At 76.0% G+C, this 23,884-nt stretch carries 16 protein-coding genes; 3 read left to right on the top strand and 13 right to left on the bottom strand.

Translation table 11 applies throughout. The annotated features are described in order from the left end of the window. Positions 1 to 21: 21 nt before the first annotated feature. The 13 genes from fxsT (IE316_RS24930) to IE316_RS24870 form a co-directional block, all read right to left on the bottom strand. On the bottom strand, positions 22 to 2,955 hold the full coding sequence (gene fxsT / locus IE316_RS24930) for an FxSxx-COOH system tetratricopeptide repeat protein (protein WP_229910557.1): 2,934 nt from the start codon (positions 2,953 to 2,955) through the stop codon (positions 22 to 24). 437 nt (positions 2,956 to 3,392) lie between these two features. Continuing rightward, positions 3,393 to 4,715, bottom strand: a complete 1,323-nt coding sequence (locus tag IE316_RS24925; RefSeq protein ID WP_229910549.1) for a CHAT domain-containing protein — start codon at positions 4,713 to 4,715, stop codon at positions 3,393 to 3,395. After that, positions 4,705 to 6,588 carry a magnesium chelatase gene (locus IE316_RS24920; RefSeq protein ID WP_190206695.1) on the bottom strand — a complete coding sequence of 628 codons (1,884 nt, stop codon included), beginning with the start codon at positions 6,586 to 6,588 and terminating at the stop codon, positions 4,705 to 4,707. The genes IE316_RS24925 and IE316_RS24920 overlap by 11 nt, the downstream gene beginning before the upstream one ends. A 7-nt stretch (positions 6,589 to 6,595) precedes the next feature. Then, a complete protein-coding gene (locus IE316_RS24915; RefSeq protein WP_190206694.1) occupies positions 6,596 to 7,537 on the bottom strand; it encodes an AAA family ATPase in 942 nt (313 codons plus the stop codon). Beyond that, positions 7,534 to 7,914, bottom strand: a complete 381-nt coding sequence (locus tag IE316_RS24910; protein ID WP_268257650.1) for a CU044_2847 family protein — start codon at positions 7,912 to 7,914, stop codon at positions 7,534 to 7,536. Before IE316_RS24910 ends, IE316_RS24915 begins: the two co-directional genes overlap by 4 nt. A 95-nt stretch (positions 7,915 to 8,009) precedes the next feature. Further along, positions 8,010 to 11,051, bottom strand: a complete 3,042-nt coding sequence (gene fxsT, locus IE316_RS24905) for an FxSxx-COOH system tetratricopeptide repeat protein (RefSeq protein WP_190206693.1) — start codon at positions 11,049 to 11,051, stop codon at positions 8,010 to 8,012. A gap of 132 nt (positions 11,052 to 11,183) precedes the next feature. Then, on the bottom strand, positions 11,184 to 12,701 hold the full coding sequence (locus IE316_RS24900) for an aKG-HExxH-type peptide beta-hydroxylase (RefSeq protein WP_190206692.1): 1,518 nt from the start codon (positions 12,699 to 12,701) through the stop codon (positions 11,184 to 11,186). Beyond that, positions 12,701 to 13,930, bottom strand: a complete 1,230-nt coding sequence (locus IE316_RS24895; RefSeq protein ID WP_190206691.1) for an FxsB family cyclophane-forming radical SAM/SPASM peptide maturase — start codon at positions 13,928 to 13,930, stop codon at positions 12,701 to 12,703. Before IE316_RS24895 ends, IE316_RS24900 begins: the two co-directional genes overlap by 1 nt. 72 nt (positions 13,931 to 14,002) lie before the next feature. Next, entirely contained in the window at positions 14,003 to 14,221 is a 219-nt protein-coding gene (gene fxsA, locus IE316_RS24890; protein ID WP_190206690.1) for an FxSxx-COOH cyclophane-containing RiPP peptide, read from the bottom strand. 51 nt (positions 14,222 to 14,272) lie between these two features. Next, positions 14,273 to 17,605 carry an SAV_2336 N-terminal domain-related protein gene (locus IE316_RS24885; protein ID WP_190206689.1) on the bottom strand — a complete coding sequence of 1,111 codons (3,333 nt, stop codon included), beginning with the start codon at positions 17,603 to 17,605 and terminating at the stop codon, positions 14,273 to 14,275. A 7-nt stretch (positions 17,606 to 17,612) separates the two neighbouring features. Beyond that, positions 17,613 to 18,638: an AAA family ATPase gene (locus IE316_RS24880; RefSeq protein WP_190206688.1), complete on the bottom strand. Its 1,026-nt coding sequence runs from the start codon at positions 18,636 to 18,638 to the stop codon at positions 17,613 to 17,615. Between the two features lie 114 nt (positions 18,639 to 18,752). Then, entirely contained in the window at positions 18,753 to 20,900 is a 2,148-nt protein-coding gene (locus tag IE316_RS24875) for a VMAP-C domain-containing protein (RefSeq protein WP_229910547.1), read from the bottom strand. Next, entirely contained in the window at positions 20,897 to 21,367 is a 471-nt protein-coding gene (locus tag IE316_RS24870; RefSeq protein WP_190206687.1) for a CU044_2847 family protein, read from the bottom strand. Before IE316_RS24870 ends, IE316_RS24875 begins: the two co-directional genes overlap by 4 nt. A gap of 263 nt (positions 21,368 to 21,630) precedes the next feature. On the opposite strand from IE316_RS24870, the gene IE316_RS24865 reads away from it, so the two are divergent. The 3 genes from IE316_RS24865 (at position 21,631) to IE316_RS24855 (ending at position 23,868) form a co-directional block, all read left to right on the top strand. Next, on the top strand, positions 21,631 to 21,816 hold the full coding sequence (locus tag IE316_RS24865) for a DUF6104 family protein (RefSeq protein ID WP_190206686.1): 186 nt from the start codon (positions 21,631 to 21,633) through the stop codon (positions 21,814 to 21,816). A 194-nt stretch (positions 21,817 to 22,010) separates the two neighbouring features. Beyond that, entirely contained in the window at positions 22,011 to 22,898 is an 888-nt protein-coding gene (locus IE316_RS24860; RefSeq protein WP_190206685.1) for a DUF4097 family beta strand repeat-containing protein, read from the top strand. 1 nt (position 22,899) lies between these two features. Next, the gene (locus IE316_RS24855; RefSeq protein ID WP_190206684.1) at positions 22,900 to 23,868 is read left to right on the top strand and encodes a PadR family transcriptional regulator; all 969 of its coding nucleotides are present in this window, start codon (positions 22,900 to 22,902) and stop codon (positions 23,866 to 23,868) included. Positions 23,869 to 23,884 lie beyond the last annotated feature (16 nt).

Raw genomic sequence — 23,884 nt, 5'->3', positions numbered from 1 at the left:
CCGGGGCCGGGCCCTTCCGTGTCAGGTGCGGTGCGGCTCGAAGTCCCAGTAGCGGCGGGCGGGCCCGCCGTGCCCCGCCTCGTCCAGCGCCCGTTCCCGGGCCCGGTCGGCCTCGTCCGCCCGCCCCAGGGCGCGCAGATCGGCCGCCAGCCCGCGCAGGGCCGACCCGGTGAAGGGGTGCGCGGGGCCGAGCACCCGGGCGGCCCGGTCGGCGGTGTCCCGGCTCAGCGCGGCGGCGCGCTCGGTGTCCCCGGCGACCGCGCGCAGCGCCGCCTCGTTCAGCGCGCAGCCCAGCGTCCAGGGATGGCCGGGGCCCAGCCTCGCGGCCATGCCCGCCCGGGCCGCCCGGGCCAGCTCCAGGGCGCCCCGCGGGTCGCCGGCCCGGTGCAGCGCCAGCGCGTGGTTGGCGCGGGCGCCCACCGCGTACGGGTGGTCCGGGGACAGGGTCTCCTCATAGGCGGCGACGACGGCCGCGCTGAGGGCGCGGGCCCGCTCGGCGTCGCCGTGTTCCCGGGCGAAGCAGCTCTGGCCGACGGCGAGGATCAGGGTCAGCGGATCGCGGTCGCCCAGGATGTGGACGGCCCGCTCCAGCGCGTCGGCGAAGTACCGGCCCGCGTCGTCCAGGTCGCGCGCCGCGTACCGGCACATCGCCAGGTTGTGCTGGGCCCGCAGCGCCTGGACGGTGTCGGGGCCCAGCGTCTCCCGGACCACCCGCAGGCTCGGCTCCTGCACCGCTGTCGCCTCGCCGTACCGGCCCAGCAGCCGCAGGTCGAGGGCGTAGGCGTGCTCCGAGTTCAGCGTCCACGGGTGCCGGTCCCCCAGCAGGGCGCGGCGTGCGGCCAGTGTGGCGCTGTTGAGCCGGCAGGCGTCCTCGTAGCGGCCGAGCAGGCGCAGCGAGACGGCCACGTTGTTGCGGGCGTTGACGGTGGCGGTGTCGTCCTCGCCGAGCCGCTCGCGGTAGGCCGTGAGGACCCGCTCGGACATCTCCAGTGCCTCCGCGTACCGGCCGAGTCCGCGCAGGTCCGCGGCGAGGCCGCCCAGGGCGCGCAGGTAGGCCGGGTCCCGTTCGCCGCGCTGCCGGCGCAGGTGGTCGGCGGCGGCCCGCTCGATGCGCATCGTGCGGTCGTAGTCGCCCACGGCCCGCAGCAGATTGGCGTAGTGGTACGTCAGCTCCCAGATCCGCGGGTGGCTCTCGCCGAGCAGGGCGCGCCAGGCGTCCATGGCCCGGCCGCCGAGCTTGCCGCCGGCCGCGTACTCGCCCGAGAGGTACAGGTAGCGCAGGCAGTTGAGGACCAGGCGCTGCACGCCGGGGTCCTCGCTCGCCAGGACCTGGGCGTGCTTGAGGTGCGGGACGATCTCGGCGTAGGCGGGCCACAGCGCCGGGCTGGACGGCTTGCCGGGGTCGGCGGCGGCCAGGGCCCGCCGGACCACGTCGGCGAGTTCACGCGCGGTGTCCTCGGGCAGCTCGGCGCGGACGAAGCCGTGCACCACGCGGTGGAGGTAGAGGACCTCGCGGGCGGGGTCGGCCTCGTGCGGTTCGACCCGGACCACGGAGTACCGGCGGAGCTGGTCGACCGCCGCCGCCCACAGCGCGGGGTCGGTCAGCAGACGGGCGACGGAGGGCGGCAGGCCCTCGCGCGGCAGCTTCCTGAGCAGGTGGACGGGGACGTGGCCGGGGGCGAAGAAGGTGCACAGGCGCAGCAGGTCGACGGACTCGGGGACGGCCGCGCGCAGGCTCTCCAGGAGGATCGTCCAGGCCGTCCGGTAGGCCAGCGGGAAGTCCGCCGACACCCGCAGCACGTCGTCGGCGGTGCCGGCCTCCAGCAGGGCGAGGTACTCGCCCACCGGCAGGTCGGACTCGTCGAGCCAGCCGGCCGTCTGGTCGAGGAGCAGCGGCAGGTCCCCCAGCGCCTCCGCCAACTGGTCCGCCTCGGGGCCGCTCAGCCGGGGCGCCCGGCGGCGGACGAAGGCCACCGACTCCTCCCGGGTGTAGACGGGCACCTCCAGCAGCTCGCTGCCGTGCTCCGCCCAGTCCGGGTTGCGGGAGGTGACGAGCACGTGTCCGGGACCGGCGGGCAGCAGATCGTGGATCTGGTCCGGCTCGTCCGCGCCGTCCAGGACCAGCAGCCACCGGGAGTACGGCTCGCCCCGGCGCAGGGCGTCGCGCACGGCCCGCACCCGCATGCCGTACTCCTCGCCCGTCCGCAGTCCCAGTGCCGGCGCCAGTTCGGCCAGCCGGCGACGGCAGGTGGCCCGGGACTCGGCGTGCACCCACCACACCACGTCGTACTCCGGGCCGAACCGGTACACGTACTCGGTGGCCATCTGGGTCTTGCCGACGCCGGACATGCCGTGCAGCGTGACCCTTCCGGCGTCCCGCAGAAGGCGGTGCGCCGCGGCGAGCAGCGCCTCCCGGCCGGTGAAGCGGGGGTTGTGGCGCGGTACCAGGCCCCAGACGTCCGGCCTCGACGCGGGGTACCGCACGTCGTCCACCCGCTCGGGAAGGGGGTCGGCCGGCAGGTCCAGCCGGGCCAGCAGCCGTCGTTCGGCCTCCTCGGCACCGAGTGCCGTCAGGTCCACCGGGCGGAGGGCGGCGGTGGCCGCCGGGACGGGCACCGAGGTGACGGACACGGCGGCGAACCCCGACGGGTCCGCGGCGGCGATGTCGCGCAGGGCCCGCTCCCATTCGTCCCGGGTGCGTCCGCCCGCCTCGAAGTAGGGGGCGCTGAGGACCATCAGGACCGGTCCCGCCGTCCGCAGGCCGGAGAGCAGTCCGGCCAGCGGCACCCCGGCGGGCGGGTCCCAGCGCCGGCGGTCCACCCGCACTCCGCGCCTTCTCAGCCGGTCCCCGATCCAGGCGGCCCACGCCCGGTCGGGACCGGCGAAGCTGATGGTGACCGTCCCCGTCCCGGGACGCGGGCGGGGCGGCGCGGGCTCGGCGCGGCCGGGCCGCAGGACGGGCGGCCGGGGCACGTCCTCGACCGGGCGGGCCGGGGTCCGCTCCTCCCGGGTGCCGTCGCCGGCCCGGATCTCGCAGCGCAGCTCGGCCTTGCGGACGGGCACCCCCCACTGGTTGCTGACCGTCAGCCACAGCGAGGCCGGGCCGGTGTCGGTGCCCGCGGAGACCCGGAAGCGGGCGGGTCCGTACGTACCGCCGAAGCGGTGCAGGACCACGCTGGGTTCGCCGAGGGCGGCGCAGGCGAACAGGGGGGCACCGTCGAGGGTGACGGTGAAGGTGAACTCCTCCTCCGGGTACGGCCAGTCGGCCGGGGTGCCGTCCGGGGCCGGGAGGGGGCCGCGCAGGTCGACGGTGACGAGGTAGTCAGCGCCCGCCTCGGCCTGCCGGGGCCAGGCCACGACCGGTTCGATCAGCAGCGGGCGCTCGTTGCCGGTCACCGTCCGGGCCCCGCTTCGGTGTGCCGCGCGCCCGCCGCCGAGATGAGCCCCAGTGTGGTCCGGGGGTGCCCGTAGTAGTGGAACATGAAGGCGTACAGCAGCCGCAGGACCCGTTTCTGGCCGGTGCCGTCGATCCGTCCGGTGTCGTCGAGGAGGCTGGGCAGCCGGGCCGGGGACCCGAACTCGGCGAGGGCCCGGGCGCGGAAGGCCCGCAGCGTCTGGGGCACCGACCGGTGCGGGTGGGCGGCGACCTCGCGCACCAGCTCGCGTACGAGCGTCCTGGCTTCCTCGTCGCCGACCTTCCCGGCGGTGACGAGACAGCCGCCGGCGCCCTTGCGCAGGAACAGCTCCGCGAAGCCGCGCAGCGCCTCCTCGCCCTGCGCCCGGTTGGTGACGAACCGCCCGGAGTCGCAGGCGTTGAGGCAGACCAGCGAGCGGTCGCGCAGCAGCACGGTCATGGCCTCGCCGTTCAGCTCGGCCCAGGTGCGGTCGCCCAGGGTGAGACGCGGCACGGTGTCGCCGTAGCCGCCGTGGCAGCCGAGGTAGACCAGGCCGGTGGTGTCGGGGTGGGTGTCGAGGTCGTGCAGGAAGGGGGTCATCCGCCCGTGCAGCTTGTGCGCGTACGGGGCGAAGACGTGGCCGTCGTCGGCCATGTCCCGGTGCAGATAGCCGAGGACGCGGCCGCGGCAGCCGCCGGTCTCCCGGGGCAGGCCGTGGCTCAGGTCGCGGACGGTGGTCCAGCGGGAGACGACGGTCAGCGCGCCCAGCGGCCCGCCGGGCAGCCCGCGGGCCGGGTCCTCGGGCAGCCAGAACAGCTCCCAGGGCAGGTCGAAGCCGGTGTCGTCCCAGACGACGAGGCGCAGTTCGTCACCGTGCCGGGCACGGATCCGGTCGAGCCAGTGGGTGAGTTCCGGTTGGTTGGACGACCACAGGCGGATGCCGTGCAGCACCTCGGAGGGGTACTCGCCGTCGTCCCGGCGCAGGGTGGCGAGGCTGATGCCGGGGGCGGCCAGGCGGGTCGGGCCGGGCGCGCAGGTCAGGGTCAGGTCGCCGCACCAGCCGCGCAGCCGGTACCCCTGCGCTCCGCCGGGGCCCTCGCCGCGCAGGACGCGGAGCACCGCGAAGCCGTCCTCCAGGCGGGCGCCGGGGTGGGTCTCGGTGCCGCCGAGTCCGGCGGGCGGTTCCTGCACGCGGCGCATCTGCCCGGTCCGCACGACCGGTCTGCGTGCCGCCGCCTTCAGCCCGGGCAGTCCTCTGCGGAGCACGGCGGTACGGGTCTCCCCCAGCCACCTCGGCGCCCGCTGCGGCTCAGTGGCCACGCTCGCCCCCCGGGGTGCGGGGCGGGCCGGACCGCGGCTCGCCGTCCACCGGTGCCCCCGGTTCCGTGCGGCCCTCGACGACCGTCGCGCCGAGGCTGTCGGCGAGGACGAACGGCAGGTCGCCGTAGGGTTCCCGGGCCGGGTCGACGACGGCGACGTGCAGCCGGGTGCGGTCCATCGCGCCGATCCGGGCGGCGGCCTCGACCGTGTCCTCGACGCCGGCGGCGGCCACCTCGCCGGTGAGCCGCCCGGTGTGGCTGGCCCGCAGGGGGATGTTGCCGCGGCCGTCGGTGACGACGACCAGCCACGCCTCCGCGGGTCCGGTGCCGTGCTGCCGGAACGTGCGCCGCAGCGTCTGCGCCGCGAGTTCGATCCCGTGGGCCAGCGGCGTCGCGCGGCCCGCCCGGCGGTACAGCGCGGCCAGCACCTGGGGGTCCAGGACGCTGCGCGCGGCGAAGCTCTGGGCGCGCAGTTCCTCGGCCGTGTCCGCCGCGCCCACCTCGACGACATGGACGGTGGCCCGGCTGGTGTACGCCCACTGCAGGAAGGGCGTCAGGGCGTCCTGCCAGTCCCAGTCGCCGCCCCGGCAGGTGTGGTCCAGGAGCAGCACCAGGACGCGCTCGGGGGCGCCGGCCCGGATGTTGCTGTGCAGATCGGCCGGCGAGACGGTGAACCGGTCGGTGCCGCGCACCCGCTGGTGCACCGCGGCCTCCCGCACGGTACGCACGTACGCGAGGTCGCGCAGGTCGGTGGCGCGCCGGGTGCCGATGACGGGGCCGCGGGCCAGGGCGGGCCCGGAGGTGCGCCGGCCGGGGCTGCGCAGCGGCGTGGCGTCGGGAGGACCGGACGCCTCGTCCTCCGGGAACGGGGTGCCGGACCCGGCCGGGCTGCCGCCGGGGGCGCCGCCGATGCCTTCGGCGGGGCCGGTCTCCAGCAGCGCCCGGTCCCCGGCGGGGCGGGGCGGTGCGTCCCGGGCGGGCCGGCGTGCCGGGACCGTGCGGGGCGTGCCGCCGGCCGGCGGCCCGGGGTCGCCGTCCGGCGCGGGGACGGGTCCGGGGCGCGGGGCGTCCGGCACGGGCAGGCCGATGACCCGGGCCGCCGCGTCGCAGTGCCCGGCGTCCGCCGACGGGGCGCCGTCCAGGGCGGCGAGGGTGCGGGCGAGGCGGGCGAGGGCCAGTCGGCGGCGGACGCCCGCCTCGCCGCCGAGCAGTTCGTGGACGCGGGTGAGGGCCTCGTCGGTGACCGGGACGGGCGGCACGCCCCGGACGGCGGCGGCCCGCCAGGCGGGCGGCAGGGCGGCGAGCAGCGGCTCCACGGGCGGCAGGGTGAGGCCGGGCACCGGCAGCCGTACCGCGAACCGGTCCAGCAGATGCCGGCTGAGCCGTCCCGCGTCGGCCGACCGGCACAGGGCCAGCCAGCGGGCCCGGGGCCGGATCGTCCGGCGTACTCCGGTGCGTTCCACCACGGTGACGTCGGCACCGACCAACTGGACGGCGGCGCGCATCCCGGCGACGCTCAGCCGGGGCAGGTCGGGCACGACGACGAGCGGCGGCGGTCCGGGCTGGCCGGCGGCGGCGACGAGGGGGCCGGGTGCGGTGCGGAAGGAGAGGCCGTGCTCCTCGCGCCGCAGCTCGGTGCGGGCCCACAGGTCCTCGTCGCGGCCGGCGGCGCCCAGCACCAGGGGCGCGGGCGGGCGGTCCGTGGTGCCGGTGAGGAGGGCGGTGAACAGCCGGGTCACCGGGTCGAGGAGCCGGGGCTCCAGGTCGAGGAGGAGGACCCCGGACAGGGCGGGTTCGGCGGCCGCGCAGACCAGGGCGTGGGTGAGGCGGCGCGCGGGGTCGTCGGCGGTGCGGCGCGGCAACGGGGCGGCCATGACCGGCTCAGGCCCCGAAGAGGTCCTCGACCCGGGCCTGGTCCTCCGGCCCCCAGTCGAAGGTGCCGCCGTGGGTGGTCTCCGGCCGCCGGTGCCGCAGGGCCATCGGCAGGACCCGCAGGACGTGCTCGGGCGCCACCCGGTCCGCGCCCTCCAGGGCGGCGAGGGCACGGGCCGCCAGCGTGGCCACGATCTCCCCGCGCTGGCCGACGGCCTCCGTGCGGTCCGCCGCCCGGCCGCAGAGCCTGAGGACCTCGTCGGGCACGCCGACCTCGGGTACCCGCCGCCGGGCCGTCTCCAGCCGCTGCCGGAGCTCGGCGTCGTCGCGCCGCGCGGCCGCGAGCCAGCCGGAGTCCTTCCGCTCCAGTTCCTCCTCGAAGTCCAGCACCGTGCGGATCAGCCGGTACCGGGCGTTCTCGTCCAGTTGTTCGGCGGTGACCATCAGCCCGAACCGGTCGAGCAACTGCGGCCGCAGTCCGCCCTCTTCGGGGTTCATGGTGCCGACCAGCCCGAAGGAGAGGGTCCGCGCGGCGGCGAGCCCTTCGCGCTGCACCGACAGCACACCGGTGGAGACGACGTCCAGGATGATGTCCACCAGGTGGTCGTCGAGGAGGTTGACCTCGTCGACGTAGAGCAGCCCCTTGTCCGCCGCGTCCTCCAGCAGGCCGGGCTGGGGGCGGGCCTCGCCGCGGATCAGGGCGTCCAGTTCCCAGCCGCCGAGGACCCGGTCGTCGGTGGCGTTGATGGGCAGGGTGACCGGCAGCTCGCCGTGCGCCATCAGCGCGAAGGCCCGCACCAGCGTGGACTTGGCGGTGCCGCGCGGCCCGGCCATCAGCACCCCGCCGATCCGGGGCAGTACGTGGTTCAGCTCCAGCGCGAGCTTCAGCTCCCCCTGGCCCACCACCCGGGAGTAGGGCAGGATCCGCGCGTCCGGCGGGGCGCCCGTCACGGGGCGGTCCCCGCGGGGGCGGTCCGCCAGCGCAGGGTGACCTGGAGCTGGGCCTCGGCGCCGCTGCGGACGAGGGTGGCCACCCCGGCGTCGAGCCTGATGGCGAGCTGCAGCTCGATCTCGTCGGGCCGCAGCGCCTCCTCCAGTTCCCCGAAGCGCCGTACGGCCTGCGCCGCACACCGGCGGGCCAGGTCGAGTCCCTCGGTGTAGACGTCGCGGGCCACCCGGACGACGCGTTGCCCGGCGCCGTCCCGGGTTCTCTCGTCGCCGTAGACGAGGTCGAGTCCGTCGACGGCGGCCCCGGACAGCTCCGCGTCCACCTCGACCGGTACGGGCCCGTCCGCTCCCCCGGCAACGGGCCCCACCAAGATCACCACACGTCCCCCTGGGTCAGCTCACGTGTGTTTCCGGCGTGCTGAGTGAACCGGTTCCTTCCCCGGCGCGGTGGGGGTTATGCGCACCGGGGAGGCCGTCAGGTCGACTGCGGTTCGAAGTCCCAGTAGGGCCGGTTGCGGGCGCGGGCCGAGACGGTGTGCGAGTGCTTGCTGCCGAGGGTGGCGTCCAGGTCGGTCAGCGCCTCCTGCTCGACCTTCTCGGCCTGGCGGCGGTCCCGCAGTCCGCGCAGGTCGGCGGCGTAGGCGATACGGGTCGACAGGGTGAGCGGGTGGGTGCGTCCGAGCCACTCCGTCGCCCGGGTCACGGTGTCCCGGCTCAGGTCGGCCGCGCCCTCGATGTCGCCCACCAGGTTGCGCAGCGCCGAGGCGTTCAGGGCGCAGCCGAGGGACCAGGGGTGGCTCTCGCCCAGCGCCTGGGTCATCTCCCCGTGCGCCTGCTCGATGAGGGCGTGCGCCTGCTCCCGCTCACCGACGTTGCGCAGGATCAGCGCCTGGTTGGCGCGGGCCCCGGCGATGAACGGATGGCCCTCGGTGAGCATCACCTCGTAGCGGGCCACGACGGCCTCGCTCAGTTCCCGGGCCTGGTCGATGTCACCATGCTCTCGGGCGTAGCAGCTCTGGCCGGTGGCGAACATCAGGGTCCACGGGTTGGTCTCGCCGAGCACGCGCTCGCCCCGCTCCAGGACGCTGGCGAGCAGCGCCCCGGGCTCCTGGGGACCGTCGCCCTGGTCCCTGCGGCGGTCGCGGTCGCCCATCCGGTACCGGCACAGGGCGAGGTTGTACTCGGCCCTGAGGGTGAGCGGATTGTCGCGGCCCAGGGCGATGCGCGCCTCGTGGACGTTCTTGCGCTGGATCGACTCGGCCTCCGCGTAGCGGCCCAGCAGCCGCAGGTCGATGGAGTACGAGTTCTCCGAGCTGAGGGTGAAGGGGTGCCGGGCGCGCAGGAACTGGCGGCGGGCCTCCATGGTCTGCTTGTCGACGTCCAGGGCCTCCCGGTACCAGCCGAGCAGCCGCAGGGACAGCGCCAGGTTGTTCTGCGCGCTCAGTGTCCGGGAGTCCTGTTCGCCGAGGAGTTCGCGGTAGGCCGCCAGGACCCACTGGGACATCTCCAGCGCCTCGTCGAAGCGGCCCAGACCGCGCAGGTCGGCGGCGAGGCCGGCGGCGGCGCGCACGTGTTCCAGGTCCTGCTCCCCGCGCTGCTCGCGCAGGTGGTCCACGGCGTCCCGGCTCAGTGCCTCGCTGCGGACGTAGTCGCCGCTGGCCCGCAGCAGATTGGTGTAGTGGTACGTCAGTTCCCAGATGCGCGGGTGGCTCTGGCCGAGCAGTTCCCGCCAGGCGTTCAGGGCGCGCTCGGCGAGCTTGATGCCGGAGGGGTACTCGCCGGAGAAGTACATGTAGCGCAGGCAGTTGAAGACCAGGCGCTGCACCTGCGGGTCGCGGCTCTGCAGGACGTCCGCGTACTTCAGGTGCGGGGTGATCTCGGCGTAGCCCGGCCAGAGGTCGGAGTCGGTGGGGCGGCGCGGGTCGGCGGCGGCCAGGGCGCGGCGCACGACGTCGACGAACTCGTGCCGGTCGCTGTCCGGCATGTCCTTGTGCACGATCTGGTGGACCATGCGGTGCAGGTACAGCGACTCGCCGGAGGAGACGGTCTCGTCGCCCGAGGACTCGTGGGACTCCAGACGCACCACCGAGTACGTACGGAGCTGGTTGATCGCCCGGTTCCACAGCAGCGGGTCGTTGAACAGCCGGGCGAGCTGCTCCGGCAGTTCGTCGCTCGGCACCTCCCGCAGCAGTCGTACGGGGATGAAGCCGGGGGCGAAGAAGGTGCACAGCCGCAGCAGGTCGACGGATTCGGGGACGGTCTCGCGGAGCTTGTTCAGCAGTATCGACCAGGCGGTCTGGAAGGCCAGCGGGAAGTCCGCGGACACCTTGACCACATCGCCGTCGACGCCGTCCTCCAGCAGCCTGATGTACTGCCGTACCGACATGTCCGAGTCGTTGAGCCAGCCGGCCGTCTGGTCGAGGAGCAGGGGCAGATCCTCCAGCGCATCCGCCAACTGGTCCGCCTCGGTCTCGGTCAGCCGCGGAGCGCGGCGGCGGATGAAGGCCACCGACTCGTCGCGGGCGTAGACCGGGACCTCCAGCAGCCGGCTGTTGTGCTCGCCCCACTCGGGGTTGCGGGAGGTGATGAGGACGTGCCCGGGGCCGTTGGGCACCATGTCCCAGATCTGGTCCGGTTCGTCCGCGCCGTCGAGGATGAGCAGCCACCGCGAGTACGGCTCGCCCCGCCGCAGCGAGTCGCGTACCGCCCGCAGCCGCTCGCCGTACTCCTGGCCGGTCTGCAGGCCCAGTTTGGGCGCCATCTCGGCCAGTTGCCGGCGGTAGGTGACCCGGCCCTCCGCGTTGACCCACCACACCACGTCGTACTCGGAGCCGAACCGGTGGGCGTACTCCGCGGCCAACTGGGTCTTGCCGACGCCGGACATGCCGTAGAAGGTCAGGACGCCCGCCCCCGGCTCCGAGTTCAGCAGCAGGTTGTACGCCTCGTTGAAGAGGTCCTCGCGGCCGGTGAAGCGGGTGTTGCGGCGGGGGACGGCGCCCCAGACGTCCGGCATGGAGGCCGGGAAGCGCGGGCCGCGGCGGGCGGCGGCGGGGGGTTCGGACAGCGGCTCGGAGGGCAGGTCGAGGCGGTCCAGGAGCCGGCGTTCGGCCTCCTCGGCGCCCATGTTGGTGAGGGCGACCGGGGCCAGGACGGCGGCGGCCGAGGGGATGGTGGCGGTGGTGACGGAGACGGCGGCGAAGCGGGACGGGTCGGGGGCGACGACCTCGCGCAGCGCCTCGTTCCACTCCTCGTGGGTGCGCGGGCCGAGCTGGAAGTACCAGTCGCTGACGACGATGAGGATGCGGCCCTCGGCCAGCTTCAGGTCGCGCAGCAGGTCCACCAGGGGGACGTCGGCGGGCGACTCCCAGCGCAGGTACACCACCCGCTGCCCGCGCCGCTCCAGGCGGTCGCCGATCCAGGCCGCCCACGCCCGGTTGAAGCCGGCGAAGTGGATCGTGACCGTCTGCCTCGCGGCCCCCCTCTCGGTCGGGTCGACCGGCTTACGAGCTCCAGACATGCAGCGGCCTCCAGCGCGCGTAGTACCACGGAATCCTAGGACCTCGGCGCGCCACGCGTAAGTACGACGACCGACGGGCACACACCTCGGCGCGACGATCTTTCCGCACCCGGGCGGTCCGCGCAGGCATCCTCACTCTTTCGGCCGTGGGAGAGCGGGAGCGTGCCGCTGTGTCCACAGGGCGCGCGCCGATTGCACGTACGCCCGCGCGCGGGCCGTGTGGTCGCGGGGTGCGGGGTGGTCGGCCAGTTTCTCGTAGGTGGCGGCCAGCGCGTCGACGAAGCGGCGGCCGGACACGGTGAGGTCGGGCGAGCCGACCAGGGCGGGCAGGGCGGCGCCGACCTGGGCGTGGTAGCGGGCGTGCTGGGCCCAGGCCCACTCCCGTTCCGGCGGGCGGGCGGTGAGGGCGCGGCGCTGGTGGAACGCGGCCAGCGCGAGGTGCGAGTAGGTGCCCTGGAGCAGCCCGTCGTAGGGCCGGGGGTCGGGCCGCCAGGGGGCGAAGTAGCGGGCCTCGGGGCCGGCCCGGTGCAGGGTCAGCAGGTCGCCGAGGGCGGCGAGTTTGGCGTGCTGGAGTTCGTGCACCAGGGTGGCGGCGAAGGTGACCGGGTCGGGGGGCGTGCTGCTGAGCAGGGCGCCGAACGCCTCGCCCCGGGTGGCGCTGCAACTGCCCCGGCCGGTGCCCACGTCGGGCGGCATCTCCAGCGGGACCAGGCAGCGCAGCAGGGCGGTGGCCTCGGTGAGGCGGTGGGCGCCGCCCGAGCGCAGCGCGGCGGCCGTGCCGGACCAGGACTGCAGCCACCGTTTGCGTCCGGCGTCGTCGAGGGTGGCGACGCCGCTGAGGCTGCCGCGGTGGCTGGCGTAGGGGGGCTCGCGGTAGGGGTCGAGGTCGTCGAGCGGCATCGGGGGCGCGTCGGGGGTGAGCCCGGGGAGCGCGTGCGCGGGCGTCCACGCCGGGGAGCCGGACCAGGCGCCGGTGCCGTGCTCCAGATGGACGCGGATGTCGGGCGCGTCGGGCTGCCGGACCGTCAGGGTGCCCTTGCGGTGGGTGACGTCGACGGGTACGTCACCGGAGGCGGCGGTGTGCAGGGCGCCCAGCGAGGGCAGGGTGAGCACCCCGGCGCGGGCGGTCAGCCGCACGGTGAACGGGAGGCCGGCCACGGCGGCGGCGACCGCGGCGACCGCGCTGAAGTGGGCGAGGTCCCGCCGCAGCGCCCGCCGCCCGGCCGGGGTGCGGGCCCCGCCGTCCAGGCCGCGCAGGCAGGAACGGGCCCAGGGGCCGATGAGCGGGTGGAAGAGCCGGGCCCGGGCGGGAGTGGGCCGGGGCGCCGTCCCGCCCTCGGCCGGTGGGGCCTCCCCGCCCCCGGCCGATGGGGCCGCCCCGCCCTGGGCCGGTGGGGCGCCGCCGGTCCGGGCGGTGGCCGGCGCGGGGGCCCGGTCCGCCTCCGCCAGCATCGCCCAGTCCGCCCGCAGCCGGGCCCTGCGGTCCGGGTCGCAGACGTCGGGACCGGCCGACTCCGCCGCGTCCAGGACGGCCCGCAGGGCGAGCAGGCGCCGGGTGTCCTGGTCGCGGACGAGGAAGGCGAGGGCGTCGGGTCCGCCCTCGGTACGGGCGAGTTCGTCCAGGAACCGGTCCGGGACGGTCGGGAACATCACGGAGCGCCCCCTTCGGGCGAGGACGGCAGGGACGGTACGGGTGCCGCGGCGCCGGCCAGCTTCCCGGCCACGTGCCGGATGAAGCGCTGGAGGTCGGCGCAGTACACGGACGGGTTGCGGAAGCCGTGTCCGGCGCGGTAGCGGTGCGCGTAGTGGCCGCCGCCGCACACGCGCAGCAGCGGACAGGCCCGGCACTGCCCGGCGAGGGCCGCCGCGCCCGTCTGCCGGGCGGCGACACCGGGGTGCCGCAGGGCCTCGTCGAAGCTGTGCCGGAACACGTCGAGGCCGGTCAGCGCGGCCCCGGGGTACGCCGAGGCGAGCGAGTCGACCTGCTGGATCGACCCGTCGGTCTCCACCACGACCGCGTCGAACGGCGCCAGCCCCAGCGCCTCGGTGGCCGCCGGCAGCCCGAGCAGCAGCGCCACGCACTCCTCGAACAGCCGCACCCGGGTCTCCCGGCGGCCCGCCGCCCACCAGCGGTCGAAGGCGGCGCACAGCCAGTCGCCGTAGCGGGTGCCGGTCCGGCCCGGCGGAGGCGTGGTCCAGTTCCCGTGCGGCAGCAGCAGGTGCAGCGCGGGCGGGCGCAGGGCGAGCAGGGACTCGTACGTCCCGACCGGGTCGAGGTCCGGGTCGACGACGGTGAGGACGCCCGCGTACGAGGCCGGGAAGCGGTCGGCGAGCAACCGGGTGCCGCGGGCCGCGGCCGGCCAGGACGGGCGGCCCGCGTGGTCCACCCGCCGCCGGTTGTGCGCGGCGGTGCCCCCGTCGAGGCTGACGCCGACCCGGATGCCGGCGCCGGCCAGCACGGTGAGGCGGGCCGCGGTCAGCAGGGTGGCGTTGGTCTGCACGACGGCGTGCACGGCGCATCCGGCGGGGACGCGCTCGCGGACCCGGTCGGTGAAGGCGGCGAGCGTGCCGGCGCCCGCGAGCAGGGGTTCGCCGCCGTGCAGGACGAGGGCGAGGCCGGTCAGGGCGTGGGCGCGGGCGTGCTCGGCGATCCGGGTGGCGGTGCGGTCCAGGACCTCGGCGGGCGCGGCGGCGGGGCGGCTGCGCCAGTTGCTGTCGGGGCCCTCGTAGAGGTAGCAGTAGGTGCAGGCGAGGTTGCAGCGGCCGTGCGCCTTGACGATGAACTGACGGAAGGGGACGGCCGCCGATCCGGACACTGAGCACCCCCATGCCGTACGCCCCCGCGCCGCCGCGGCCGCCGGTGCCGCACGGGGCGGCATTCCCGGCGCGGCCCGGGGCCGAAACCCGGGCCGGTCGAAGTTGTCCTAATCACGCACCCGGGTCAGCGAACCTCAGAAGGAGTTGTCGAAGCCCCACATCATCTCGCTCGGCTCCGCCGCCCGGGTCCGCAGTTCCTGGAGCACCTCCCGCAGCACCGGGTGCTCGATCGTCCCCAGCCGGTCCAGGTCCAGGGCGAGCAGGTCGGGCAGGGGCTCGGGCGGGGGCTCCGGCCGCTGCTCCGCGGCACCGGTGCTCCCCGGCCCGTCGGCGGGCTCGTACGCTGCGTCCATACCCCGTTCCCTCTCGCTCGATGACCCGGTGAGCCGGCCCGGCGCGGCGGCTCACTCCAGTTCGGCCAGCCGCTGTGCCGTCTGCCGCGCGGTCGGCTCCGCCGTGCCCAGGTGGTCCTCCGGCAGCCTGGCCCACTGCGCGCGGGCCGCCCGGTACGCCTCCCGGGCCGCCCGGGGGCGCGCCGCCGCCTCATAGGACATACCCCGCCAGTGGTGTGCCTGCGCGGCCAGTTCCACCGCCTCCTGGCGGCGGCGTTCCGTTTCGGCCGCCGCCTCCGCCCGCCCGGCGGACTCGGCGGCGGCCCGGAACGCGTCCACCGCCACGTCCAGCCGGGTCGCCCGGCCCAGGTTCTGGTATGCCTCGAACTGCGCCTGCCCCAGCTCCAGTCGGCAGCGCGCCGCCAGCAGCGGGTCGTCCGCGTCGGCCGCGGCGAGCCCGAGGAGGTGCTCGGCCTCGCGCAGGTCGACCCGGTCGCCGCGCACCTGGTAGCGGTGCATCAGCGCGCGGCCGAGCAGCAGCAGCCGGTGGGCGGTGCGGCGGCTGCCCGCCGGGGTCTCCATCCGGCAGTCCCGCAGCACCCGGATGGCCTGGGACAGTTGCTCCTGGGAGGGCGTGCCGCTCTCCAGGGCGGCCAGCCGCAGCAGCACCTCGCCCCACTCGGCGAGCACGTCGGCGTGGGCGGGCGCGTCCCGGGGCATGCGCTGCGCGGCCCGGGCGAAGCGGTCGGCGGCCCGGTGCAGTTCGGCGGGGTCGCCCGTCTCGGCGTACCGGGCGACGGCGATCCGCCCGGCGCGCACCAGCAGCGCCGCGCGCTGTCCCTGCTCCCGTACGACGCCGAGGGCCTCGTCGGTGCGGGTCTCGGCCTCGTCGAGCGGCCCGTCCGACCGCAGCAGGGCGTCGACCAGGTCGGTCAGCGTCCGCACCCGGGCCCGGACCGCCTCGGCGCTCTCCGCCCGGCCGCCGGTGGCCAGCGCCCGGCCCAGCGACCGCGCCGCCTGCTCGGCGTACAGCTTGGCCTGCGCCCGGTCGGCCGTCACCTCCGCCAGCCGCAGCAGCATCCGGCCGTGGGCCAGCGGCAGTTCGGGCGGGCGGTCGGTGCGGTCGGGCCAGGCGTCGGCGAACGCCTCCAGCATGCCGACGGCGCCCTGGAGGAGCGCGCTGTCGCCGCCGAGCCGCCACTGGGCCTCCAGGGCGTCGACCCGCTCCAGGGTGAGCCGCAGCGCCTCCCGTTCGTCCAGGCCGGGGGCGGCGCTGGCCACGGCGTACTCGCGGTCGGCGCGGCGCAGCAGCTCCAGCGCGCCGGGCCGGTCGCCGTGGCGCCGGGCGTCGGTGGCGGCGGCGTGCAGCACGCGCGCGAGGACGGCGCGTTCGCGCAGCGCGTGCGGGTGCGCGGCGGCGCGCTCGGCGGCCTGTTCCGCCTCGCCGAGCAGGGCGGTGCCGCCCTGCACCTCCCACAGCCGCAGCGTGCAGCGCGCGTACTCGGCCCACAGGGCGGGGTCGGTGCCGGCCGGGCCCTCCCGCTCGGTGGCGCCGCGCAGCAACTGCACGGCGTCGATGAGGTCCTGGACCATGCCCTCGTCGTCGAACCGGGCGAGCAGGTCGCGGGCGCGGGTGACCGCCTGGTGCGGGGGGCGCCGGTCGGCCGGCGGGGGGTCGGCGCGGTCGTCGTACCCGGGCGGGCCGTCGTAGAGGGCGAGCTGCTCGGGCAGGGGCATGAACCGCTCCAGGACGCGGGCCGCGATCTCCGCGAAGGGCTGCGGGACGGTGGCGTCCTCGCCGTTGTCGGCGTAGCGGGCGCCCGGGGCCCGGGAGCGGCCGTCGCCGTCGCCCAACTGGGCCAGGGCGAGGGCGGGGAAGTTGGGGCCGCCCTTGCCGAAGCGCTGCTCGATGTACTCCGAACAGTGCTTGAGCACCAGCATGGCCTCGTCGCGGCCGAGCCGGGACAGCAGGGCGTCGCGCACGTCCGGCTCGATCTCGTACCACTGGGTGCCGTCCGTGCCGTACTCCTCGCCGGCCCGGGTGACCAGGCCGCTGACCAGGACCTCGGCCAGTTCGGCGGGGCCGGAGCCGGGGAGCATGGTGCGCTGCACCAACTGCATCACCGGCAGGCACAGCGGCGCCGCCGCGAGGTAGACGGCGAGCCGGCCGGCGGCCGGGGAGGCGCCGGAGCTGAACCGGCTGACCCGCTGGTACGGGCTGAGCCGGCGGTCGGCGCGGGCGGCCGGGGCGGGCGGCTGGTCGGCGCGGACCCAGCCGACGGCGCCCGGCACCGGTCCGGCGCCGGCCCCGGAGAGCAGCTTGGCCCAGGCGCCGAGGGCGACCGGCTCGGGCGGCAGCACGGGTACGGGCAGGGCGCCCCGGCGGGCCGCGGCGGGCCGGCCGCCGGGGACCCGGACGCAGAGCGCGGCGGCGCCGCCGAGGGTGTCGCCGCGGGACAGCTCGCCGAAGGTGACGGGCAGCCGGGTGCGGTTCCACATGCGCTGCGGCAGCGGCTGGAGGACGGCGACCGGGCCCTGCCGGGACAGGTGGTGCAGCAGCCGGTGGGCGTGGCCGCTGTGCCAGAGCGGGCCCGCGCAGTCGCTGACCAGCAGCACGATCCGGCGGCCGGTGGGGTCGCCGAGCCGGTCCGCGGAGTGCAGCGGCGCGGCGTGCGCGTCGGGGCTGCGGCTGACCGCGACCGCGCCGTCCGGGTCGCGGTGCAGATGGCTGACCTCGATGTCGGAGAAGGCGCCCAACTGGCTGAAGATCTGCTCCAGTTCGAGGAACAGCCGGTCCCACACCCGCATCGAGGAGGAGGCGTCCAGCACCAGGTGCAGCCGGGCGTCGCGCCGGGTCACCCGGCGGTACACGGGCAGCACCAGCCCGCCGGCCCGGGCGCTGCGGTCGGCGGTGGCGGTCTCGTCCAGGGTGCGGCGGCGGGGCGGGGCGGGGCTGCGGTAGCCCTGCAACGGCCGCAGCACCCGCTGGAGTTCGAGGGGGGCGGGGAGTACGGGGGCGGCGGGGACCCCGACCGGCAGGGCGCGGGCGCGGCCCGCTCCCCCGGTGCCCCCGGCGCGCGGCACCGGGTAGAGGGCGACCCGCCGGTCGGCGGGGACGGTGCCCGGCGGTTCCCCGGGCGCGGCGGGGCGCGGGTCGCCGTCCGGCGGCGGGGACACGGGCCGGGCGGGCGGCGGTGCCGGTGGCGGCACGACCCGGCCGCCCGGCGGGAACCGCTCGTCCGGTTCCCGGGCCGGGCGGGTCCAGCGGGCCAGCCACAGGGCGTCGCTGAGCTGCTCGGCGTCCGGGTCGAGGCCGATCTCCCGCAGCCGCAGGACGAGTTCGGCCAGGGGGTCGGGGCGGTCGCCGGGGGTGCCGGGACCGTGCCGCGCCGCTGCGTCGGGCATCAGCGCGTCACCTCGGACGGTCGAGCCGCTGGATGAGCAGGTCGGCGAGCCGGTCGCGGCTGGGCGGCGCGGCGGCGTCCGTGAGGTAGATCGCGTTGAGCAACTGGTCCGCCGCCAGCAGTTCGCTGCGCGAGCGCTCCAGGAACCGGGTGATCAGGTCGTCGCCCGCGCGGGCCGCCTCGTCGCCCAGGTGGGCCCGGACGAAGGTGGCGAGCCGGTTGTGGTCGGGGCGGCCCAGCTCCAGGTGGATGCAGCGGCGCATCAGGGGCGCCGGGAAGTCCCGTTCGCCGTTGCTGGTGAGCACCACGAAGGGGAACGCCCGGCAGCGCACCCGGCCGTCGCGCACCCGCACCTTCACGCCGTCGGCGGTGAGCACCTCGGCCTCGCCGCCGGGCAGCCGGTCGGCGATGCGCTCCAGCTCGGGGATGGCGAACTCGCCCTCCTCCAGCACGTTCAGCAGGTCGTTGGGGAGGTCGATGTCGCTCTTGTCCAGCTCGTCGATGAGCAGCACGCGCGGTGTCTCCGAGGGCAGCAGTGCGGTGCCCAGCGGGCCGAGCCGGATGTAGCTGCCGATGCCCTCCACGGCCCCCGGCGACCCGGCCGCCGACCCGTACCCCCCTTGGGCGGCGATCTGCACGTCCTGGAGCCGGGCGATGGCGTCGTAGTGGTAGAGGCCGTCCTGGAGGCTGGAGCGGCTGACGATGGACCAGCGCAGCACATTGCCGAGGCCCAGTTCGTACGCCACCGAGTGCGCCAGGGTGCTCTTGCCGGCCCCGGGCGAGCCGGTGACCAGCAGGGGGCGGCGCAGATACAGCGCCGCGTTGATCATCTCCAGCTCCTCGGCGCCCGGCCGGTGCAGTTCGGCCAGGTGCCGGTGGGCGCCGAGCCTGCGGTCCTCGGAGCCGTCGCCCGCGTCCGGCCCCTCGTGCCGGCTGGAGAAGTCGCGCCAGGGCGGCGGGTCGGGGAGGCGCTCGATCCCGTCATGGGGTTCGCCGGCGCCTCGGTAGATGAGCCACTCACTGGATTCGGTCATGATCCGGTCCTCGTCGTCACTCGTCCACAGGGGCGGCCGTCCGAACGTTCCTCACCGTATCGATCCTCCGAGGGCCTGATAAGGCGGTCGGCGAAGACAGGGGGGTGGACGGGGTCAAGGCGCCTCCAGCAGTTCGCCCGCGCCGGGCAGCGGCTGGTGCGGATCGTCGTACAGGAGTGCTATGCCGTCGGCCCAGAAGGTCTCGGTCCGGCCGTCCCGCAGGCCCCGGCGCAGGGCGTGCACGACCTCGGGCAGTCCGTGCGCGCTGGGCGGGTCGGCGATCTCGTCGAAGGTGCCGCGGTGGAACTCGCCGCAGACCGCGTCCGGCAGCCCGCGCCGGCGGCGCCACAGGGCGACGCCGAAGCCGCCGCGCACGATCCGGGCGAGCGCCGCGGCGTCGTCGTCGAAGCGGTCGTCGCCGTAGCGGCAGAGCACGGGCACTGTGCCGTGCGCCAGGGCGCGCAACTGCTCCAGCGGCGGTACGGGTTTGCGCAGCCCTTCGTCGCAGTCGAGGACCTCGACCTTGGCGCTGTGCGTGTGCAGCCACCGCCAGCGGGCCCGGCGCTCCTCCTCCAGGTCGACCGGGTCGGCCAGCGGCCAGATGTCCTCGCCGTCGGCGAACGGGTCGTCCGCGGCGAGCTGTTCGCGGTCCGAGCAGCGCAGCACCACCGGGCGCAGCGCGCCCAGCGGCTGCTCGTCCGGGCCCAGCGTCCACTCGTCGGCGTCGACCCGGCCCAGCAGGGAGTGCGGTACGGCGACCTGGAGGACGGCGGGCCGGCCCGGCTCGTCGCACTGCCGGAACGCCTCGGTGAGCGCGGCCGCCAGGTGGTCGGCGAGCCGCGCCAGCGGGGCCCGCTCGGCCTCGTCCAGGCGCCGGGCGTCCTGGCCGGGCGGGACCACCGAGACCGACCAGTCGCAGTGGTCCGGCTCCCAGTGCCGCCGCACCAGCTCCACCAGGACGGACGGCCGCGCCACGGGCGTCCGCTCGGGGAGCCGGCCGGGCGGTGCGGCCGGGCCGGGGCCGGCCGGGGGCCGGTCGGGCCGCCCGCCGGTACGGGGCCGGGGCGTAAGACCGCGCAGCCGCTGCTCGGCGAGGCCCCGGCGCTGCCGGACCCCGAGCCGCTGCCCGGCCGCCCACACCCAGTCCCACAGGGCCTCCTCGGCGGCCTGGGTGCTGGGCGCCACATAGGGCCGCTCGGCGGTCAGCACCCGTACCGCGTAGTCGAGGACCAGGCCGAGGGCGCCGTCGTCGCGGGCGCTCTCGTACAGGGCGCCCAGTCCGTCCCGCCAGCCCCGGGGGGCGGGCAGCGGCAGGGGCGCCTGGAACTCCGGCAGGTCGTCGAGGATGTCGAGCAGCGAGCGGGTGCTGGCCGGGGGCGGCAGGTCGGCGAGCCGGCCGAGCAACTGCGCCCGCTCGTCCGGGCTGAGGGTGCGGCCGGGCCGGGCGCCCAACTGGCCCTGTACGTCGACCCAGGTGTGGCGGCGCCCGGCGGGGTGCCGCTGGCGGTCCCGGTGGTAGCGGTCGTGGGCGTGGAAGACGCGCTGGTAGAGGTCGTCGCGCTCGGTGGTGAGGGGGCCGGCGGGCACGGGCAGCGTGCGCAGTTGCTCCAGCCCGATGGAGGTGCCGCCGCGCGCGTGCTGCGAACGGGACTTCACGATGCCGATGATCTCGCCGCGCAGCGGGTCGACCACGGGGCCGCCGGAGACGCCGTGCGGCAGGTCGTTCTCCCCGAGGCGCATCTGGACGTCCGTGGACAGGCTGCCGACGGTGCCCTGGACGGCGAGGGTGCCGTACAGCATCTGGAGGCGGCCGTCGAGGACGGTCCAGCCCGCGTAGAGCACCTTGCCGTCGCCGTAGTACGCGGCCGGGCGCTCGGACACGTACCCGCACTCGTGCTGGACGGGCGCGGTCAGCTCGATCAGCGCCAGGTCGGGGGGCGGCCAGGTGCCGGGGACCGCGGCGGCGCCCTCCGGGAGGGTCGTCACCACATGGCCGGGGACCGCGGACATGCCGTGGCCCGGCGCCGGTTCGTACACCACCGAGACGTCGCCCCCCTCCCCCTCGCATGCCACGTGCGCGCAGGTCACCACCCAGTTGGGAGCGATGAAGAAGCCGCTCCCGAGGAATGCCTCGGGTTCGTCCAGGGCATACCCGGCCCCCGGTCGATGAATGCGCACGGTGGCCGCCATGACGAGGCCACCCAGCGCACGGCGGGCGGCATCCAGGGGGCTCGACGCGCCCGGGTCGTGCCGGTCCGTCATGCCGCGCCCCCGCCCGGCGTGCCCGGAGCGCCGCCGTGCCCCGCCGCGCCGGGGGGTGCGCCGTGGCGCGGGGCGCCGGCGTCGCTCCCCCCGCCGTCGCCGCTCCCGTCCTGCGGCACCGGCGGTCCGCCGTTCCAGGTGAGGGTGACGGTGAGGCCGGCCTTGGCCTCGCCGTCGGCGAGCAGGCCGACGACCTTGCCGGCCTTCGCGGTCAGCTCGATGCCGAACTGCACGCTGACCTCGTCCGGCCGTACCGCGCGCAGCGGCTCGGCCAGCGACCGCGCCACCCCGGTGACCAGCGAGTGCAGGCCCTCCACGGTCGCCTCGACGCGCTCGGCGAACCCGGTGTCGCTGTACGACAGCTCCCCCGGGTGCCCGGACAGCTCGGCGGCGCCCGAGATCCGGGCCCACACCGGGGTGCCGTCCGGTAAGGCGATCCGTGCGACCCTCGTCACTTCCTGTTCCATGGACGTCCCCCGTTCCCCCGCGAACCCCTGGTACCGGCCGCCTTCGCGAGGCTAGCCCCCCGGGTTCCGCCGGCGCGAGGGCCCGGCCGCGGCCGCGGGCCCGCCGTTCCCTGCGCCTATCCTTTTTTCTGTCCTCTGTCGTCTTTCGTGCCCGGTCGCGCGCCGGGCACGAAAGACCTCACCCTCATTTTTTCCCGCAGGAAACAGGGTCCTTCCCAGGAGGGGCGTGCCCTATCCCTGCGCCGACCGACGGAGCACCATCCATGTACTTCACCGACCGCGGCATCGAGGAGCTGGAGAAGCGGCGCGGCGAGGAGGAGATCACCTTCGAGTGGCTCGCCGAGCAGTTGCGGACCTTCGTCGACCTCAACCCGGACTTCGAGGTCCCGGTGGAACGCCTGGCGACCTGGCTGGCCCGGCTGGACGACGAGGACGACGACGACCTGTAGCGGCGGCCCGGCTCGGCGGGGCCTGCCCGGGGTGTTCCGCCCTGGGTCCCCGCCCGGCACCAGCACCGGCACCAGCACCGGCACCGGCTCTGAACCACTCGTACGAGTGTCTTGACTTCCGACACCCGCGATATATCGTGATAGAGGCAGAACGCGATATGGCGTGTCGCGTCGCGTCGTCAGGAGGGTGCACCATGTCCGAGTGGTCCGTTTCCGAGCCCACCAGGCTCACCTTCGACGCCCCCGTGAGCGAACTCCATGTCCGCGTCGTCGACGGCACGGTGAACGTGGTGGGGACGGAGGAGAGTTCCGCCCGCCTGGAAGTCTCCTCGATCGAGGGACCCCCGCTGATCGTGACCCAGCGCGGCGGCACCCTCACGGTGGCCTACGAGGACCTGCCCTGGAAGGACTTCCTCAAGTGGCTGGACCGTACCGGCCGGCGCCGCAGCGCGGTGGTCTCCCTGGCCGTCCCGGCGGCCACGCGCGTGGAGGTCGGCGCGGTCTGCGCCGCCACCGTGGTCTCCGGGCTCGACGCCCCCGCCGAGGTCAAGGGCGTCACCGGCGACACCACACTGGTCCGGCTGGCCGGCCCGGTCCGCGCCGACACGGTCTCCGGCAGCGTGGAGGCCCAGGCCCTCACCGGCGACCTGCGGTTCCACTCCGTCTCCGGGGACCTGACGGTCGTCGAGGCCGGGTCCTCCGTCCGGGCGGATTCGGTGAGCGGTTCGGTGATCGTCGACTGCGATCCGGCCAGCCGCCCCACCGACCTCAGCCTGACCAGCGTCTCCGGTGAGATCGCCGTCCGGCTCCCGCACCCGGCCGACACCGAGGTCGAGGCCAACACGGCGAGCGGCACGGTCTCCAGCGCCTTCGAGGACCTGCGGATCGGCGGCCGCTGGGGCGCCAAGCACATCACCGGCCAACTGGGCGCGGGCAGCGGCAGACTCAAGGCGACCACGGTCTCCGGTTCCATCGCCCTGCTGCGCCGCCCGCCGGCCCAGGAGCATCCGTGGGACGCCGAGCCGGTGGACACCCCCGGTGACGACCCCACCGCCGGCCCGACCGACAAGAAGGTGCTCTGACATGCCCCCCGTCTTCGCCCACGGCCGCCTCCGCCTCTACCTCCTGAAGCTGCTCGACGAGGCCCCCCGCCACGGCTACGAGGTCATCCGCCTCCTCGAAGAACGCTTCCAGGGCCTCTACGCGCCCTCGGCCGGCACGGTCTACCCGCGTCTGGCCAAGCTGGAGGCCGAGGGCCTGGTCACCCACACCACCGAGGGCGGCCGGAAGGTGTACGCCATCACCGACGCGGGCCGCGCCGAACTGGCCGACCGCAGCGGCGAGCTGGCCGATCTGGAACTGGAGATCCGCGAGTCGGTCGCCGAACTCGCCGCGGAGATACGGGCCGATGTGCGGGGCGCGGCCGGCGATCTGCGCCGGGAGATGCGGGCGGCGGCCACCGCCTCCCGCCGGACCACCGGGGGCGGGGGCGACCAGGGCTCGCCGTTCGGGGACTTCGCCGACCTGGGCGACAAGGACGCGTGGCGGGCCGCCAAGGAGGAGATGCGCCGGGTCAAGCAGGAGTGGAAGGAGCAGGCCCGCCGCGCCAAGGACGAGAGCCGCCGGGCCCGCGAGGAGGCCCAGCGGGCCCGCCGCCAGGCCAAGGAGGCCCAGGAGGAGGTGCAGCGCATCGCCCGCCGGGTGCAGGAGCAGGTGCAGGACCACTTCGCCCGCGGCGACTGGCCGACCGGCCTGCGCGAACTGGCCAAGGAGGTCGCCGAGTTCGGCAAGGGCGTCGGCTTCGGCCGCCCGGCCTACACCCCCGCCGCCGAGGACTTCCCGGCCGGCTACGAGCCCTCCTGGGCCCACGCCACCGACTCCACCGGCGACCCGGCCCGCGACCTCGACCGCCTGCTGGACCGCTTCCGTGACGACATCCGCGACACCGCCCGCGACCACGGCATCACCGACGCCCAGCTCCAGGCCGTCCGCCACCACCTGACGGCCACCGCGGCCCACCTCCACACGGTCCTGGACCCCCGGAAACCCTGAGCGGTGCCGGGCGCCC

The sequence above is a fragment of the Streptomyces fumanus genome (genome assembly GCF_014655295.1).
Classification (GTDB): Bacteria; Actinomycetota; Actinomycetes; order Streptomycetales; family Streptomycetaceae; genus Streptomyces; species Streptomyces fumanus.
Note: the sequence above shows the minus strand (reverse complement) of the source record. Positions and strands in the feature narration are given on the sequence as shown.

Coding starts and splice junctions, on each gene's coding strand:
- fxsT (WP_190206693.1), bottom strand. CDS start 11,051: ATGTCTGGAGCTCGTAAGCCGGTCGACCCGACCGAGAGGGGGGCCGCG.
- IE316_RS24870 (WP_190206687.1), bottom strand. CDS start 21,367: ATGGAACAGGAAGTGACGAGGGTCGCACGGATCGCCTTACCGGACGGC.
- fxsA (WP_190206690.1), bottom strand. CDS start 14,221: ATGGACGCAGCGTACGAGCCCGCCGACGGGCCGGGGAGCACCGGTGCC.
- IE316_RS24875 (WP_229910547.1), bottom strand. CDS start 20,900: ATGACGGACCGGCACGACCCGGGCGCGTCGAGCCCCCTGGATGCCGCC.
- IE316_RS24920 (WP_190206695.1), bottom strand. CDS start 6,588: ATGGCCGCCCCGTTGCCGCGCCGCACCGCCGACGACCCCGCGCGCCGC.
- IE316_RS24860 (WP_190206685.1), top strand. CDS start 22,011: ATGTCCGAGTGGTCCGTTTCCGAGCCCACCAGGCTCACCTTCGACGCC.
- IE316_RS24880 (WP_190206688.1), bottom strand. CDS start 18,638: ATGACCGAATCCAGTGAGTGGCTCATCTACCGAGGCGCCGGCGAACCC.
- IE316_RS24900 (WP_190206692.1), bottom strand. CDS start 12,701: ATGTTCCCGACCGTCCCGGACCGGTTCCTGGACGAACTCGCCCGTACC.
- IE316_RS24855 (WP_190206684.1), top strand. CDS start 22,900: ATGCCCCCCGTCTTCGCCCACGGCCGCCTCCGCCTCTACCTCCTGAAG.
- IE316_RS24885 (WP_190206689.1), bottom strand. CDS start 17,605: ATGCCCGACGCAGCGGCGCGGCACGGTCCCGGCACCCCCGGCGACCGC.
- IE316_RS24865 (WP_190206686.1), top strand. CDS start 21,631: ATGTACTTCACCGACCGCGGCATCGAGGAGCTGGAGAAGCGGCGCGGC.
- IE316_RS24895 (WP_190206691.1), bottom strand. CDS start 13,930: ATGCCGCCCCGTGCGGCACCGGCGGCCGCGGCGGCGCGGGGGCGTACG.